The 15785-nt window shown below is 64.4% G+C and carries 14 protein-coding genes and 2 pseudogenes; 8 read left to right on the plus strand and 8 right to left on the minus strand.

Annotated elements, in window-relative coordinates; translation table 11 throughout:
- Positions 1-259: 259 nt before the first annotated feature.
- The 3 genes from ACFTWF_RS42400 to ACFTWF_RS42410 form a co-directional block, all read right to left on the minus strand.
- A complete protein-coding gene (locus tag ACFTWF_RS42400; protein ID WP_378467051.1) occupies positions 260-1303 on the minus strand; it encodes an LLM class flavin-dependent oxidoreductase in 1044 nt (347 codons plus the stop codon).
- A gap of 313 nt (positions 1304-1616) precedes the next feature.
- Positions 1617-2630, minus strand: coding sequence for a phosphotransferase family protein (locus ACFTWF_RS42405; RefSeq protein WP_378467052.1), 1014 nt, complete (start codon positions 2628-2630; stop codon positions 1617-1619).
- Positions 2627-3376 carry an SDR family NAD(P)-dependent oxidoreductase gene (locus tag ACFTWF_RS42410; protein WP_378467053.1) on the minus strand — a complete coding sequence of 250 codons (750 nt, stop codon included), beginning with the start codon at positions 3374-3376 and terminating at the stop codon, positions 2627-2629. The genes ACFTWF_RS42405 and ACFTWF_RS42410 overlap by 4 nt, the downstream gene beginning before the upstream one ends.
- 840 nt (positions 3377-4216) lie before the next feature.
- On the opposite strand from ACFTWF_RS42410, the gene ACFTWF_RS42415 reads away from it, so the two are divergent.
- Positions 4217-5395, plus strand: a complete 1179-nt coding sequence (locus tag ACFTWF_RS42415; RefSeq protein WP_378467054.1) for a flavin reductase — start codon at positions 4217-4219, stop codon at positions 5393-5395.
- A gap of 172 nt (positions 5396-5567) precedes the next feature.
- Here ACFTWF_RS42415 and ACFTWF_RS42420 read toward each other — a convergent pair whose 3' ends face one another.
- The 3 genes from ACFTWF_RS42420 to ACFTWF_RS42430 all read right to left on the minus strand — a co-directional run bounded on the left by ACFTWF_RS42420 (position 5568) and on the right by ACFTWF_RS42430 (position 6791).
- On the minus strand, positions 5568-5987 hold the full coding sequence (locus ACFTWF_RS42420) for a hypothetical protein (protein WP_378467055.1): 420 nt from the start codon (positions 5985-5987) through the stop codon (positions 5568-5570).
- Positions 5988-6046: 59 nt separating this feature from the next.
- Positions 6047-6121 (minus strand): hypothetical protein, encoded by a 75-nt coding sequence (locus tag ACFTWF_RS42425; RefSeq protein WP_378467077.1) that lies wholly within the window; start codon positions 6119-6121, stop codon positions 6047-6049.
- A gap of 364 nt (positions 6122-6485) precedes the next feature.
- A complete protein-coding gene (locus ACFTWF_RS42430) occupies positions 6486-6791 on the minus strand; it encodes a hypothetical protein (protein WP_378467056.1) in 306 nt (101 codons plus the stop codon).
- A 338-nt stretch (positions 6792-7129) separates the two neighbouring features.
- Between ACFTWF_RS42430 and ACFTWF_RS42435 the strand changes: the two are divergent.
- The 6 genes and pseudogenes from ACFTWF_RS42435 to ACFTWF_RS42460 form a co-directional block, all read left to right on the plus strand.
- Positions 7130-7393, plus strand: a pseudogene (locus ACFTWF_RS42435) (helix-turn-helix domain-containing protein); the annotation flags it as partial.
- Positions 7394-7584: 191 nt separating this feature from the next.
- The gene (gene istA / locus ACFTWF_RS42440; protein WP_378467057.1) at positions 7585-9300 is read left to right on the plus strand and encodes an IS21 family transposase; all 1716 of its coding nucleotides are present in this window, start codon (positions 7585-7587) and stop codon (positions 9298-9300) included.
- The gene (istB, locus tag ACFTWF_RS42445; protein ID WP_378467058.1) at positions 9297-10109 is read left to right on the plus strand and encodes an IS21-like element helper ATPase IstB; all 813 of its coding nucleotides are present in this window, start codon (positions 9297-9299) and stop codon (positions 10107-10109) included. Before istA ends, istB begins: the two co-directional genes overlap by 4 nt.
- The gene (locus ACFTWF_RS42450) at positions 10106-10528 is read left to right on the plus strand and encodes a hypothetical protein (RefSeq protein WP_378467059.1); all 423 of its coding nucleotides are present in this window, start codon (positions 10106-10108) and stop codon (positions 10526-10528) included. Before istB ends, ACFTWF_RS42450 begins: the two co-directional genes overlap by 4 nt.
- 68 nt (positions 10529-10596) lie before the next feature.
- Entirely contained in the window at positions 10597-12081 is a 1485-nt protein-coding gene (locus ACFTWF_RS42455; protein WP_378467060.1) for a DDE-type integrase/transposase/recombinase, read from the plus strand.
- Entirely contained in the window at positions 12078-12893 is an 816-nt protein-coding gene (locus ACFTWF_RS42460; RefSeq protein WP_378467061.1) for an ExeA family protein, read from the plus strand. Before ACFTWF_RS42455 ends, ACFTWF_RS42460 begins: the two co-directional genes overlap by 4 nt.
- 360 nt (positions 12894-13253) lie before the next feature.
- Here the strand turns inward: ACFTWF_RS42460 and ACFTWF_RS42465 are convergent.
- Both ACFTWF_RS42465 and ACFTWF_RS42470 read right to left on the minus strand, forming a co-directional pair.
- Positions 13254-13627, minus strand: a pseudogene (locus ACFTWF_RS42465) (2-oxoacid:acceptor oxidoreductase family protein); the annotation flags it as partial.
- A complete protein-coding gene (locus ACFTWF_RS42470; protein ID WP_378467062.1) occupies positions 13624-13941 on the minus strand; it encodes a hypothetical protein in 318 nt (105 codons plus the stop codon). The pseudogene ACFTWF_RS42465 and the gene ACFTWF_RS42470, both read right to left, overlap by 4 nt.
- Before the next feature lie 297 nt (positions 13942-14238).
- Here ACFTWF_RS42470 and ACFTWF_RS42475 point away from each other — a divergent pair, with 297 nt between their 5' ends.
- Positions 14239-15768, plus strand: coding sequence for a class I adenylate-forming enzyme family protein (locus ACFTWF_RS42475; RefSeq protein ID WP_378467063.1), 1530 nt, complete (start codon positions 14239-14241; stop codon positions 15766-15768).
- Positions 15769-15785 lie beyond the last annotated feature (17 nt).

Consider the following 15785-nt stretch of genomic DNA (forward strand, 5'->3'; position numbering starts at 1 on the left):
CCCCGGCCACACGGCCCCGACCCAGGAACACCGAACGTGGATGAGCTGACAACCCGGTCAGCAGATCACCGAGATCACCGATCCACGGATTGAGGCTTAGTGTGCGGCAGCCTCGATCGGTGTGAGCCCAGGCGTACCGGTCAGTTCCCGCGGCCCGTTGCGCTAGAGTCCGGCGCGCGAACCGACCTTTACAGCTCGACGCTCCTGTCGCTTATGACGGAGCCCTGGCCCTTCAAGGTCGGCTGCACACTATAGCGAGTCATGCGTCGAATTGCGGGATCACCTTCGACCCAAAAAGGTCGATTGCGTCGAACAATTCCGACTCCGGCATGCCGCCCATGTCCATATATACGAGGTTGGTAGAGATGTTAAGCATCTCGGAAAGCTCGCCGATCCGGTTCACGACTTCGTCCGGGCTTCCGACGACAGCCGGCCCCTTGGTAGTGAGCCACTCGAAATCGAACGGCCTTGCCTGATACGAAGGAACGGAGGTGTTCACCTTCGTGACGAGAGTGGTCATCCACTCAAAGTATGCTCGGTACCGCTGTTCCCACTGCTTTCTTGCATCCTCCGATGTCCCTCCGACCCACACGTGCCACCCTGCGCCGACCTCCGGCTCCCAGGCGTGGCCCGCTTTCTCCCAGCAGTCGAAATAATGCTCGACGACGGACACGAAGTTTGCCGGAGCGCCGAATGCGCTTGGAAGCATTAACTTCCAGCCGAGCTCAGCGGCGAGCTCGACCGATCGGCGCGACCCACCACCCGCGATCCAGAGGCAGTCCTTCCGGTCCTGCAAGGGAGGCGGCTGCAGACGCTCACCGTTAACGTTTGCCCGGAACCGCCCTTGCCAGTGGAGCGGATCGCCGGTCCAGAGCTCGTTGAGCAGTCGACCGTTCTCCGCGAAGCGATCCTCGGAGTCCTCGAGCTTCTGCCCGAAGAGTGTGTATGTCGAGGCGAAGATGTTTCCGCGCCCGCCGACGATGTCGACTCGACCGTCCGACAGGACGTCGACGGTGGCGTAGTCCTCCGCGAGCCGGAATGGGTCCAGGTTAGCCAGAAGAGTCACGGCCGTGCCCAATCGAAGTGTTCGGGTGCGCGCCGCGATGGCACCGAGTACGACCGCTGGCGCCGAGTAGATGTACTCGAGTCCATGGTGCTCGCCCATATTGATCCCGTTGAATCCGGCTGCCTCCGCGTGGACCGCCATCTCGGGGAACATCTGGTAGCGGCGGGCTGCGGTCGTGCGTTCACCGGACAATGGATCGGTAATCAGGTCACCCAGCGACATGATGTTGAATTTCATGTTCTCGCCTCACATTCTGAAAGTTGTCCGTACAAGGCTCAAGACCATGCCCCATCGACCAACACTTGGAAACAAACTAACACTATTTGATTAAGGGCTCACAACTGGCACAACGTCAGCGAGTGCCATTCTCAATCACGGCTTGCTCCACCCTGCCGCGAATCGTTCACAGATAGCTGGATTTACAGTGATCGCACAGAATGGGAGTGAACGCGCTGCCGCTGAAGCCGTCGGGCCGAGAAGCAAGTGGATCCGCCGAAGCAGGTGCCAGACTCGCAACCGGTCAAGATGCGTTCCGCTCGACCTGGCGGTCTCAACCCTCCTGGAGAGTTGAGACCGCCAGGTCGAGCAGGGGTGCAATCACACGTGCGGCGGCCAACTTGCGTGGGTCCGGCGTTGCCGAGCGGCGACTGTGCTTGACGATCAATGCAGTGGCCGCAGCTCGCTTGAACAGGGCCAGAGCGTCGAACCAGGCAAGGTCGGACACGTCCCGCCCTCGCGATGCGACGTACTCGTCGATCAGCTGCTGCCTCGCAGGGGGGAACGGGCGTCCCTGCTGAGCCGTCTCTACGTGCGGGTCAGACATGTGCAGTAACCACGCGAGGTCGCAGCGGGGATCACCAAGTCCCCAGATTTCCCAGTCGATGATGGCAGCCACGTCACCGCCACGGCAAATCATGTTGCCGAGTCGGTAATCACCGTGAATCAACGCGGCTGGCTGCGGTTCCGGGATGTTCGAGGAAAGCAAACGCTCACAGCGCTCGAAATCGCCCTGTAGATCCTCGGGGACAGAACGGAACGCGCGGCCCCATTTCCGGAGCTCGCCCCCTCCGTCCTCAGTCGGCTCCGATTCGAAGACTGCATCCGTAATGCTTACACTGTGGAGTCGTCCTAGCGTTCGTGCAGCTTGAAGGTAGCGACTGTACAACTCCAGTTCGGTTGCTGACGACGGATTTTCGTCGTCCAATGGCTCGCAACTCTCACCTGCGATATAGCTCATTGCGAAGATCGGGGGCGTTTCGGGAGGCTCGCCCGAGTCCGTGAAAATCACGGTCGGGGTCGGCACTCCTTGGATGCCATTCAGGTAGCTGATTATCCGCGCCTGGCGGATGATATCTCGGTTCTTGGTCGGAACGAGTCCTGGAGTTGCCGCCTTGAGCACCAGAGGAAGGGCTCCGTCCTTGAGCTCGAGCCGGTAGGTCAGACTCGACAGCCCTGCCGGAATGCGCTCAATCTTCGCTACCGTTGCCTGGATCCCCGAGTTCTGCAACCCAGCGCCGACACGGTCGAGCACCTCTTCGACGTCAAGTTCTCTAGCGACGCTCACGGTTGCCCTCCGGTCACGGGAATCACAGCGCCGGAAGTGAAACTCGAAGCGTCCGTCGCGAGATAGAGCGCAGTGCCAACAACTTCATCGGGTGCACCGGCGCGCTGTAAGGCGTGCGCCTTTACGGTCTTCTCGAAAGCCTGCATATCCCAATGCTGGGAGACGTCAGTGAGGAACGGTCCGCACATGATCGCGTTCACTCGCACGGTCGGCCCCAACGCCCGGGCGAATGCGACGGTCAGCGCGTTAAGGCCAGCTTTCGCCGCGGCGTAAGGTGCGGTCTTCGGGATCGGATTGACCGCCGCCATGCTGGTCACGTTGATGATCGAGCCGCCCTTCCCGTCCGCCTTCATCCGCTCACCAATCAGCGAGGAAAGCCGGAACGGGCCCTTAAGATTGATGGCGATGACCTTGTCGAACAGTTCCTCGGTCACTGTGCTTTCCGACTCATACAAGGGTGAAAGCCCGGCGTTGTTGATGAGGATGTCCGCCCGGCCATGCGCGGCGTAAAGCTCGTTGACGAACCGCTCGATCTCGCTCCATCGGCCCACGTGGCAGGCAGCAGCGCTCGCCTTGACTCCGAAGTCGCTGCGGATATCCGCTGCGACTTGCTCACAGGCATCGATATTGCGGCTGACGACCACGATCTCACAACCGACCTCTGCGAGACCCCGTGCCATCGCTCGTCCGAGCCCCCGGGTACCACCGGTGACCACCGCTACCTTGCCGGTCAGCATTTTGTTCATGTGCAGTCCAACCCTTCTTGCGCATTCATCCCGTCAGGAGAACTCGATGACATGTCGCCCGTCGCCAAAGGGCGGCGGTGCACTCCCACGCGGCTTTCGGCGATTGGCGTCTCGTGGCGTGGCCTCGAACACCGCATCAGGAAGCGAGTGCCGACGAACCTGTCGATCAGGAGTCGACAAATCGACCATCCAGCTCCATACCGTCGACGAGGAACCCTGAAGTCGCCGACTGCAACCGACTCGAACCTCTCAAGTATGGCGTCGGATGCCTGAGGTTCGAGCGAATCTCCGTTGCAATCTCTCCGTCGTACGGCACATCCAATAATCTAACGTCGATGGATTAGGACGTCAAGGCCGATTACCACCAGATCTCCTGGCAGCCGCGCCACACTGCTGCATGGTTAAAAAGAGACGGCAACGCCGACCGCGGATTTGCACGACCAGTACCCGTACCCATACCCGAGATTTCACCAGTTTGAGAACGAGCACGAGCACATCCCTCCCTCGCGGCGGCCGCCAGGGTGGACGCGAACTGCCACGTCGGGAACGACTCGTCCCGGTTCTACAAGCGTGAGTCATTCCGCGGTCGCCAGCGTTCGGCAGCCCACTCTCGCCCCCCCACCGGCGTGACTCTCGAATTTCGGTCGAATACGATTATCGAGCAAATGGCTTCCGGATAAGTTCGCCGAGGGGCAATTAGTTTTGCTGATCCTCGTTCGGAGCGAGGCCTCGTGCGGTCGTTGATGAACCCCCGGGACACGTCTGGCGGGAAGTGCCCGCCATCGGTTAATCTAACTATGTTGGATTAACCATAGTTCGAGCAACTCAAGGATGAGCGACATGCAACCCAAGAACGCTGCCACTTCGGATGAACGACACTTCCGGACCGTGCTCGGCCAGTTGCCGACAGGCGTCGCGGTAATCGCTGCCATCGGCCCGGACGGCCGACCGTGCGGCATGGCAGTTGGGTCGTTCGGATCGGTGTCCCTCGACCCTCCGCTTGTGTCCTACATGCCGGCCTTGACTTCGAGTTCATATAAGTTGATCGCCGAGGCACCGAACTTCTGTGTCAGCATCCTCGGCGCCGATCAGGACGATATCTGCCGCACCATGGCCGTCTCCGGGGGCGACAAGTTTCAGGAGATCGCATGGACGCCGGCGCCCTCCGGGGCCCCCATCATCGATGGCTCGCTCGCATGGATCGACTGCACTCCGGTCGAGACGTGCGAAGCCGGAGATCATTACATCGTTCTGGGCCACGTCGATCAACTCGGTCAGTTGACTCCCGGCCCTCCCCTGGTCTTTTTTCGGGGAGGTTATGGCGCGGTGACCACATCGTCTCTGGTCGCACCACCGGATCGAGACCTCATCGAGCCGCTACGCCTGGCGGGGCTTGCTCGGCGCTCAATGGAGGAGCTGGCCCACGACCTCGGGGTCGAGTGCCAAGCGATCGGGGTAGTCGGCGGTGAAACAGTGGCGCTCGCGATTGCCAACGCACCGGGCGCCCAATTCACCACCGCCAGGGTAGGCTATCGCGCACCTCTCACATCCCCGGTCGGCTCGGTGTTCGTCGCCTGGACCCCGAACGAGGTCGAGCGCTGGCTAGGCGACACTTGCTCGCGTGCGACCGCGGTGGCCGCACTGGAACGGGTTAAGCAGCGCCGGTGGTCCGTAGTGCTCGGCGATGGTTCGTACGACGAACTCGAGCGAGCCGTCGGCCATCAGCATCTGGACAACACCCACGAGGATGAGGTCAGGCGTGCGATTGGCGCTTTGGACGACCAATGCTTCGATCCCGAAGTCGAAGCCAACAAGTGCTACGACGTACGGGTACTGACAGCCCCGGTATTTGATGCTCACGGCGTCGCACTGGCCCTGCAGGTGCGCGGTTTCAGCACACAGCTCTCCGGAGCCGAGATCGTCGGAGTCGCGAACCGGCTAAACGCTGCCGCGGACCGTGTCAGCCGTCGGATTCGCGGCAGCGAGCCGACATCTACCTCGGCACCGACGAGGGCTTAGTGTCACTCGTCGGCGCGGCCGGTGACACCTTTGTCACTCGAGACTACGTGTCCCGCCCGTCGATCAGAGCTTGTAGGGCACCGCTCGCCCCGGAGTGGGGTCGGCTGCGAGCTGCTCCCTGACCTGGTCGTCGTATGCAGGCCGGGCACCCGACGGCACACCCCGATAGGCGCTAACGTCTGCTCGCCCCAGCTCGTAAGTTGCACCAGCGCAAACGCTGCCTAACGCTGGCGGTTCCAGCGTCGTGCACCACCAGATCGGATTCGGTGGTCGCGTCGACCTCATCGACGTATAGCTCGCCGTTCGGACGACGGAACACCCCACGCCCGCCGCCCACACCGAATCGCACCGCCTGACCATCGACCAAGGGAATCACCGTTTCGGACGCTGCCTCCCTGTCCTTCAGTACATCGAAGGCCCATGCGTTGAAGATCGGGAAGTTCTGGTAGATCTCAACCAACGAAGTCCCACAATGTGCAGAATCCTCGGCCAGCACCGAGGTCAGGTGCTGGCGGCCGGAGTCGATCGTGCGGGCTACGAATGTCGCTTCTGCGCCCAGAGCAAGCGAGACCGGGTCAAATGGATAGTCCACCGAACCGACCGGTGTGGACTTGGTAATCTTGCCGAATTCCGATGTCGGAGTACTGCACCTTAAGCAAGCCCGTAGATTCGGTTGTTGAACAACAAGATGTCGATGTTTACGTGACGGCGCACCGCGTGGACCACATGATTTCCACCGATCGACAGCGCATCACCGTCTCCCGTGACGACCCAGACCTACAAGTCCTCCCGCGCCGTGGCCAAGCCGGTCGCGATCGCCAGCGCTGCGGCCATGGATCGAGTGCATACCATAGGTTTCCAGGTAGTACGGGAAACGTGAGGAGCACCCGATACCGGAGACGAAAATCATGTTCTCACTACGCAAGCCGAGATGAGGCAAGTAGCTTTGAACCGCCCTTAAGAACAGCGTAATCACCACAGCCTGAGCATCAGCGCACCCTTGTTCGGCGGTGAACTCTACCCCAGTCTGAGGTGCCCCGCAGAGGGCACCCGATCGGTTCCGATCGGGGGTAACTCAGGTCGACAACGGTCATAATGCCTCCAGGTGACTCAGAAACTTATGTTCGAGTTGCTCGGCGCCGAACGGCATTCCGCGCACGTTGGTTAGCCGTCGGACATCGACCAGGTGCCGGTCACGCAGCAGCGAGGCCAGCTGACCGAGGTTCATCTCTGGACACACCACCCGGTCGTAGCGTCGAAGGATCTCTCCCAGAATGCGCGGATGAGGATTGAGATGGCGCAGGTGTACCTGAGCAACCGCGTGTCCACGCTGACGCGGCCGCCTTTTGCCGGCACCGATCGGACCGTATGTCGAGCCCCAGCCGACCACCAACATGCGCGCCTGGCCGACGGATCGTCGACAACGAGATCTGGAATGTCCGCGGCAATGGCGTCTACCTTCGCCTGGCGGGTGCGAACCATCATCTCGTGGTTGTCAGGGTCATATGAGATGCCACCGGTCAGGTGAGCTTTCTCGAGTGTTGACCGTCTCTTTGGGTGACGACCACGGCATGCCGGTTCTTCACTGAGGGTGCCGATGGAGAATCGCGGTGATCGCAGGGGTTGATCTGCTTCGTGTGCATCGTCAGTGTGACGAGGAACTGACGGGTGCGCGGCACCCCGCGAAGTCTTGGCGGGCTAGCGGGGTGCCGCGCTGTAGTGCTGGAGGCACTGATGGTGACGGTAGAGGCTGATCCTGTCCACGTCGAGTCCCGACTCGCGGCCGGGACGATCGGGTGCCCTGCGTGTGGGGACGGTGTGCTCGGCGGTTGGGGGTATGCCCGCGCTCGCCGGATCGTCGGGCTCGGTGATCGGCTGCGGCCGCGGCGCGCGCGGTGCCGGGCGTGTGCGGTGACCCATGTGTTGTTGCCGGTGGCTGTGCTGCTGCGCAGGGCGTATGCGGCGGAACTGATCTGGTCGGCGTTGACCGTGCGCGCAGAGGGCGGCGGGCATCGTCAGGTCGTGTCGCCTGCCATGAGCATGGGACCGTTTTGATCTGATTTCTGCCACCCTCATGGGACCACTCGGATTGCCAGTCATGGGACCACCCCGGCGCGTCGCGCCGGAGTCCCGTCGAATGACTCGTTTGATCGTCGTATCGGTATCCCCGATCACGAAGGCGGACGGGCATGGCATTTCGGGAGGTCAACGTGAACGAAGTGAAGGAAGTACTCCGGATCTGGCTCGGGGTGCCCGGGTCCCGGCCACCGGGCCTGCGCACGATCGCCGCGCACTGCGGGGTGGACCGCAAGACCGCGCGCCGATACATCGAGGCCGCCCAGGCCGCCGGCCTGCAACGCACCGACGGGATCGAGGCCCTAGACGACGGGCTGATCGGGACGGTGATCGAGGCGGTGCGCCCGGCCCGCCCGAATGGGCACGGCGCCGCCTGGGACCAGCTGCTGGCGTTCGAGGACCAGATCACCGCGTGGGTCGCCGGCGACGGAAACCATCCACCGCTGACGATCACCAAGATCGACACCCTGCTGGCCCGCCAGGGCTGTGTGGTGCCGTACCGGACGTTGCACCGATTCGCCACCGAGCGGTGCGGTTTCGGCCGCAAGGACACCACCGTCCGCATCGTCGACGGCGATCCCGGCAGCGAATGCCAGATCGACTTCGGCTACCTCGGCTACCTGACCGACCCGGAGACCGGGCGGCGCCGCAAGGTCCACGCGCTGATCTTCACCGCGGTGTACTCGCGGCACATGTTCGTGTGGTTGACGTACTCGCAGACCCTGGCGGCAGTGATCGCCGGCTGCGAGGCGGCGTGGACCTTCTTCGGTGGCGTGTTCAAGGTCCTGATCCCGGACAACCTGAGACCGGTGGTGTCCGAGGCGGACGCGGTCAGTCCGCGGCTGTCGCAGGGTTGGTTGGACTACGCCCAGCACACCGGGTTCGTGACCGACCCGGCCCGGATCCGGTCCCCAAAAGATAAACCCAGGGTCGAGCGCGCCGTTCAATATGTACGTGGAAACTACTGGGCCGGTGAGGAATTCGCCGATCTCGCCGACGCGCAACAGCGGGCCGAAGCGTGGTGCCGTGACACCGCGGGGATGCGGAAGCACGGCACCACCGCGGCCCGCCCACTCGAGGTGTTCGACGAGGACGAGGCACCGATCCTGCTGCCCGTCCCCGCGGTTTACGACGTGCCGATCTTCAAACAGGTCAAGGTGCACCGCGACTTCCATGCCGAGGTCGCCAAGGCGTTGTATTCGATCCCGGGACAGTGGATCGGATCCACCCTCGAGGTGCGGGCGGACAGTGCGCTGGTGAAGTTCTACGCCCACGGCAAACTGGTGAAGGTGCATCCGCGGCAGCCCGCCGGTGGGCGCAGCACCGACCCGGAGGATCTGCCCACCGAGAAGGTCGGGTATGCGATGCGGGACCTGGATCGGCTGATCGGCACCTGCGCAGTACACGGTGACTGCGTCGGGATCTACGCCGAAAGGCTGCTCGACGATCCGTTGCCTTGGATCCGGATGCGGGCGGTCTACCGGCTGCTCGGGTTGGTCCGACGCTACGGGCCCGGCCCGGTCGAAGCGGCGTGCAGCACGGCGCTGGAGCTGGATGTGGTGTCGGTGAGCAAGATCGCCTCGATGCTCGAACGCGCCACCGAGACCGCGACGCCGCTGCTGCCGGCCGCCGGGTCGGCGGCACCGTCCCGGTTCACCCGCGATCCCGCCGAGTTCGCCACCAACCGGACCGGCCCCGCCACATCTGGGACCGCCTCCGCCACCGAGCGGACCACCCCTGCCACTGCCGGGACCGGCGTCGCCACCGACAGGACCGGGCATCTGACGGTGATCGTCGGCGGCAACACCGACACGAAGGAGCCACGATGACCACCCCACCCGCCCCCACGGGGCCGGTCGATCCGATCGGCGCCGACCTGATCGCCCTCCTCAAGGCCCTCAAGCTCGGCGCCCTCAAGGACACCCTGCCCGAGCGACTCGCCCTGGCCCGCCAGCACCAACTCAGCCACGTCGCGTTCCTGGAACTGCTCCTCGCCGACGAGGTGTCCCGGCGGGAATCACGCTCGGCCACTTTACGGTCGGCGAAGGCCGGGCTGGATCAGTCGATGCGGATCGACACCTGGAACGCCGTCGACGACCTCCGCTACGACCGATCCCTGCTCTCGGACCTGGTCTCGCTGCGGTTCGCCGAGGCCGGCCACTCGGTCCTGGTTCTGGGTCCGGTCGGAGTCGGCAAGACGCACCTGGCGACCGCCCTCGGGCACATCGCGATCCGGCGCCGGATGACGGTGCTCTGCGCCCGCGCGGACAAGCTGTTCGCCCGTCTGCGCGCCGCCCGGCTCGACAACTCGGTCGAGGCGGAGATGCGGCGCATCGCCACCGTCGATCTCCTGGTCCTCGACGATTTCGCCCTGAGGCCCCTGGATGCCACCGAGACCAACGACTTCTACGAGTTGGTCGTCGAGCGCCATCGCCGCAAGGCGACGATCGTCAGCTCGAACAGGGAGCCGTCGGAATGGCTGTCGATGACCACCGATGCCCTACTCGCGCAGTCGGCGATCGACCGGCTCACCTCCTCGGCGCACACCCTCGTCATCGAGGGCCCGTCCTACCGGCAACGCACCCGTCCGGGACATGGCGCGGTTGACAGCTCAGAAGGGGAGGTCGATGCTCGATGACACCTTCGGGTGGTCCCATGCTCGTGGCAACGAGGTGGTCCCATCACCCTGGCAAGCGACAGGTCGCCGCGGTCGTGGGTGTGCCGGCGACGACGGTGCGGGGTTGGCTGCGCCGGATGGCGGAGCGCCTCGAGGTAATGCGGTCGTGGTTTCTTCATCTCGCGGTGGTCGCTGGGGTGGACGTGACGATTCCCGATACCACCGGCTGCCGGTGGCGGGATGTGCTGAGCGCGGTGGAGACCGCGGCCGCGGCGGTGCGATCTCGGTTCGGTCCGGCCGGGTTCGTCGGCGCGGTGACGCCGGTGCGGGTGGCGGTCGCGGCCAGCGGTGGTCGCCTTCTCGCCCCGGGCTGGCCGTCGGCAGCGCCGAGGCCGGATGCAACACCAGTCGCCCCTGACGCGGGCGGCGATGATCGGTGATCCTCACGAAGGCACCCGCCGGCAACACCTGTGCCGGCGGGTCTTCATCGAGAGGGGAAACCGAGAAGATGTCGTTGGATGAGCACAAGCGCCGTGAGCGGGCGCAGGCGATCGGGTTGTTCCGGTATCGGCTGATCTGCCCGGCACTGGACGAGGGGTTGTCGACCAAGCAACGCGGCAAGCTGGTGCGCGAGATCGCCGCCGAACCGCATGCCGACCCGTTCGGCAATCAGGTGCGGATCTCGCGGGAAACGCTGGACCGCTGGATCCGCCGCTACCGCCGCGGCGGCTTCGAGGCGCTGGTGCCCGAACCACGTCGGCTGGCCGCGCGCACCGACACGCAGGTGCTGGAGCTGGCGGCCTCACTCAAGCGGGAGAACCCCACCCGCACGGTCGCGCAGGTGGCACGGATTCTGCGCACCGCGACCGGGTGGGCGCCGTCGGAATCGACACTGCTGCGACATTTCCACCGGGTGGACCTGATGGGTCCCGGCGCGGGCGAGGCGCCGGCGGTGTTCGGGCGGTTCGAGGCCGCCGACCCGAACGAGCTGTGGTGCGGCGACGCCCTGCACGGCCCGCGGATCGGGGACCGCAAGACCTACCTGTTCGAGTTCGTCGACGATCACTCCCGGCTGCTGCCGGGCTATCGGTTCGGGTTCGCCGAAGACACCGTCCGGCTCGCCGCGGCACTGAAGCCTGCCCTGGCCGCGCGCGGTGTTCCCCGGGCGATTTACGTGGACAACGGTTCCGCGTTCGTCGACGCGTGGTTGCTACGGGCCTGCGCGAAACTCGGAGTGCGGCTGGTGCACTCGACACCCGGTCGGCCTCAGGGCCGAGGCAAGATTGAGCGGTTTTTCCGAACTGTCCGCGAGCAGTTCCTCGTCGAGGTCACCGACACCAGCAGCGAGGACCTCGCCGCCGCCGGCGTCGGCCATGCGGCCGCGCTGCTCGAGATGAACCGCCTGTTCACCGCCTGGGTCGAGACCGAGTACCACCGCCGGGTGCATTCGGAGACCGGACAGAGTCCGCTGGCGCGGTGGCAGGACGGCTGGGACCGGCTCGGCCGCATCCCGGCGATGCCGACAGCCGCCGATCTCACCGAGGCGTTCTTGTGGTCGGAGCACCGCACCGTCACCAAGACCGCGACCGTGTCATTGCACGCCAACGTCTACGAGGTCGATCCCGCCCTGGTCGGGCGGAAGGTGGAGTTGGTGTTCTCCCCGTTCGACCTGGAAACCCTCGAGGTCCGCTACCGCGGCAAGAGCTTCGGGACAGCGACACCGCACACCATCTCCCGGCACGCTCACCCCAAGGCGAAACCGGAAACGACCGCGCCGCAGTCGCCGGCGCAGACCGGGATCGACTACCTCGCCTTGACCGCGGTCGCTCACCACGAGCAGCTGCGCCGTGACGAGCGCATCGGTTACCACGCCCTCTACAGCACCACCGACGGCCACGGCGCCGACGAGAACCCCGCCCGCTCCCTCGACGACGACACCGTCGTCGTCCTCGACCACACACCCGCCGCCGACGGCGATGAGGTATCAGCATGAGCATTCAACGGCTGCAGTCACATTGGGGTTTTACCCGAATGCCGTTCGGGCGCGATCTCGCACCGGGAATGCTGCATCGCCACCCCGGCCACGGTGAGGCAGTCGCCCGCATCACCTGGTGCGTCGACCAACGCGCGATCGGGGTGATCACCGGCGAGGTCGGCGCCGGCAAGACCGTCGCCGTCCGCGCCGCCGCCGCGGCCCTCGACCCCTCCCGGCACGTGATCATCTACCTGGCCAACCCCACCATCGGGGTGCGCGGCATGCTGGGGCACGTCGTCGCCGCGCTCGGGCACACCCCCGCCTTCCATACCGCCAGCCTCGCCCCGCAGGCATCGGAAGCACTCGCTACCGAACACGCTGAGAGGGGACGTAATCCGGTGCTCGTGATCGACGAATCGCACCTGCTCGACAACCACCAGCTCGAAGCGATTCGCCTGCTCACGAACCATGAGATGGACTCCGGTTCTCCTTTCGCGGTCGTGCTGGTCGGCCAGCCCACCCTGCGGCACCGGCTCCGACTCGGTGTGCTCGCCGCCCTGGACCAGCGCATCGCCGTGCGCTACACGATCGCCGGGATGAGCGCAGCCGACACCGCCGACTACATCCGCCACCACTGTCGCATCGCCGGCCGCGACGACACCCTGTTCTCCGACGACGCGACCGAGCTCATCCACAACGCCTCACGCGGGCATCCCCGCGCCGTGAACAACCTCGCACTGCACGCCCTCACCGCCGCCTTCGCCGCCGACCACGCCATCGTCGACGAGAAGGCCGCCCGCATCGCCATCAGCGAGATCGCCGCGGACTGAACCCGACCCCCATCAGCCCGACCACCACCGCGTCAACCCGACCACCACCGCGTCACCACGCCCACCACGGCCCCGCTCACCACCCCCGAGCGGGGCCGTTCTCGCACCGCATCGTCGTCAACCCCGATGACGCCGTCGTCGTCACCTTCAACGACGCGCAACACTCGAGTCCCCCGATTCGGTGTTCGAGACCTGCGATGCCCGGTGGCGCCCATGGTCGAGCCAATGTCTCCGGATCACGCGAGTAGGGCAGGAAGTCGGCTCCGTCCTCGGGGCGCCGTCACCTCTAGCAGCCGCCAAGGTTCAGAGCCGTTGGCCAAATATCCGTCGGAGAGCAGTTGACCGGTGTGCGGTGTGTTATCGCGGGAATTCGTGTGCGTCCACGATCAGTGTGGCGCCTGCCGCCAGATCGCTGAGTTTGGCTTTGAGCGCGGCCGGGTTCAGTGCTACGAGCACGTCGGGATGGTCGCCTGGCGTGAGGAGTCATGATCAGCGAGATACAGCTGGAAGCTAGAGACCCCGTGGATCGTCCCCTGAGGTGCTCTGATCTCGGCAGAGAGGTTCGGCAGTGTCGACAGGTCATTGCCGAACGCCGCCGTGTCCTGGGTGAAGCGGTCTCCTGTCAGCTGTATCCCGTTGCCGGAGTCCCCTGCAAAGCGGTTCACGACCTGCTCCACCTCGGAGCGCGATCGCCCGGAACGAGACTCGACAGTGAGCCCGGCCCCCGCGCTCATACCTTGACCTCGATGTGCGCACGGACCACGGTCCTGCTCGCGTCGGTCCAACCTTCACCTGCGGCGTAGTCGATCATCCTTTCGTACCGTGACCGCCAGGACGGGTCCTCTGCCGGTTGGGCGTGGCGGGCGAGCTCCTCGATGTCGAGCCATACGTGACTTGGAACCCCATTGCCGCCCGGGACGACGATCAGCCCACGCTGCTCGAGCATATGCACTGTATCGTTCAGACTGAGTTCGGTGACGAGACCCAGGGCGCTCAGCTGCCCGGGGTCTAGAACATCGACACCCTGCGCGGTGACGCGGATCTGCATGCGGTCCTCCTGCGGTTTCGCCTCTCGGCGACCAGATTATCAATCACTGTTTGAACAGTCACCCACGCGGGACTATGCGAAAGCAAGGTCGAGCGCGGCGGTTGGGTACACTGTCGATGCACCTCTTACGTGTACGGGTTACGTATACGAGCCGACTCGGGCCAGAGGTTACGTATACGAGCCGACTCGGGCCAGAGTTAGGGCATCCACGATCCGAGATCCTCCTCACCCAGCCATTGACAATATCCAACACTGTTAGGCAGTGTGAGTGATTGACAATACAAAAAGGAGGCTCGATTGAGCACCGCGCATCTGGCCACGGACATTGTGGCTCACCATGCCGTACGTCACCCGGCGGACCCAGCACTCGAGGGCGTCGACGACGGCGCAACAAGATCGTGGGAAGAGCTGGAATACAGGGTCAGCCTGGTCGCTGGCATGCTCTCCGACCGGTTCGGAATCGGCGCGGGAGACCGTGTGGTAGCTGTCGCCCAGAACGACATTCGCTTCTTCGAACTGCAATTCGCCCTGATGCGGCTTCGTGCGATTCTGGTACCGCTCAACTGGCGATTGGCACTTCCAGAATTGCGCGGAATGGTCACTGATGCCGATCCGAAACTGATCGTCCATGACCAGCCACTCAACGAGCTAAGCCGGACGCTGGCTTCAGACTCCTCGATCCCCCGACTGTCATGGGGTTGTGCGGACGGAGAAGTGGATTACGAAACCGATCTGGTCGGTGCCCGATCAGTCGGCCCCTCCCGGGAATCGCTTCTGCGCGATATCACTCATGTCCTGTACACCTCGGGGAGTACGGGTGTGCCGAAGGGGGTCATGCTCTCCCGGGAAAACATGATCTGGAATTTCCTCAACAGCCGTGAGGACAAGCTCATCACCGGCCGCGGCGACAGGATGTTCAATCCGATGCCGAACTTCCACGCGGGCGGCCTGTCGGCACTGGCGAACCCCATCCTCCTCGCCGGTGGTTGCGTCGCGGTGGCCCAGCGGGTCGACGCCGACCAGATGGTCCAGGTGATGGGCGATCCGGACCGGGCCATGACGCACAGCACCGGAGTGGTCACGATCTATCAGATGATGCTCGACTCAAAGGCCTGGACCGACGCGGACTTTTCATCAATGCGCTATCTCGAGTGCGGTGGGGGGCGGATTCCAGCGAAGCTCGCCGACGCAATGCGTGCGAAGGGGTTAATACTCCAGAGCGTGTACGGCTCGACAGAGACGGGGCCGGCAGTCACGCAGATGCCCCGCGAGCATGCAGCCGCCCGGCCGAACTCGATCGGACTGGCAGTGCCGTACACGCACATCCGCCTCGTCGCCCCCGACGGATCCGATGTCCCCACCGGGGACATCGGAGAGGTATGGCTGAGTGGTCCCAGCATCACGCCCGGCTACTGGGGCAAGGACCGGGCCACGGATCCGTCCTTCGAGGGACCGTGGTTCAAGACCGGAGACGCCGCCAGGGTCGACACCGCCGGATTCTACGAGGCGGTCGATCGATACAAGCGAATGTATAAGTCCGGAGGTGAGAACGTCTTCCCGTCAGAGGTCGAGGCGCTGCTGATCAATCATCCGGATGTCAATGAGATCGCCATTATTGGAGTTCCCGACACCCGCTGGGGCGAGACGGGCCTCGCCATCGTGAGCACGCGCTCGAGAGAGCCGATCGACCTCGAGGAACTCTCCAGGTTCGCCGCGGGACGCATCGCTCGTTACAAGTTGCCCACGCGGCTGACGATGGTAGGAGAAATGCCCCACAACGCCACCGGGAAGATCGACTTGAACCGGCTGCAGAAGACCTACCGCTGAACCGCAAGCGATACACA

Source organism: Rhodococcus sp. NPDC056960 (assembly GCF_042674125.1).
Classification (GTDB): domain Bacteria; phylum Actinomycetota; class Actinomycetes; order Mycobacteriales; family Mycobacteriaceae; genus Rhodococcus_F.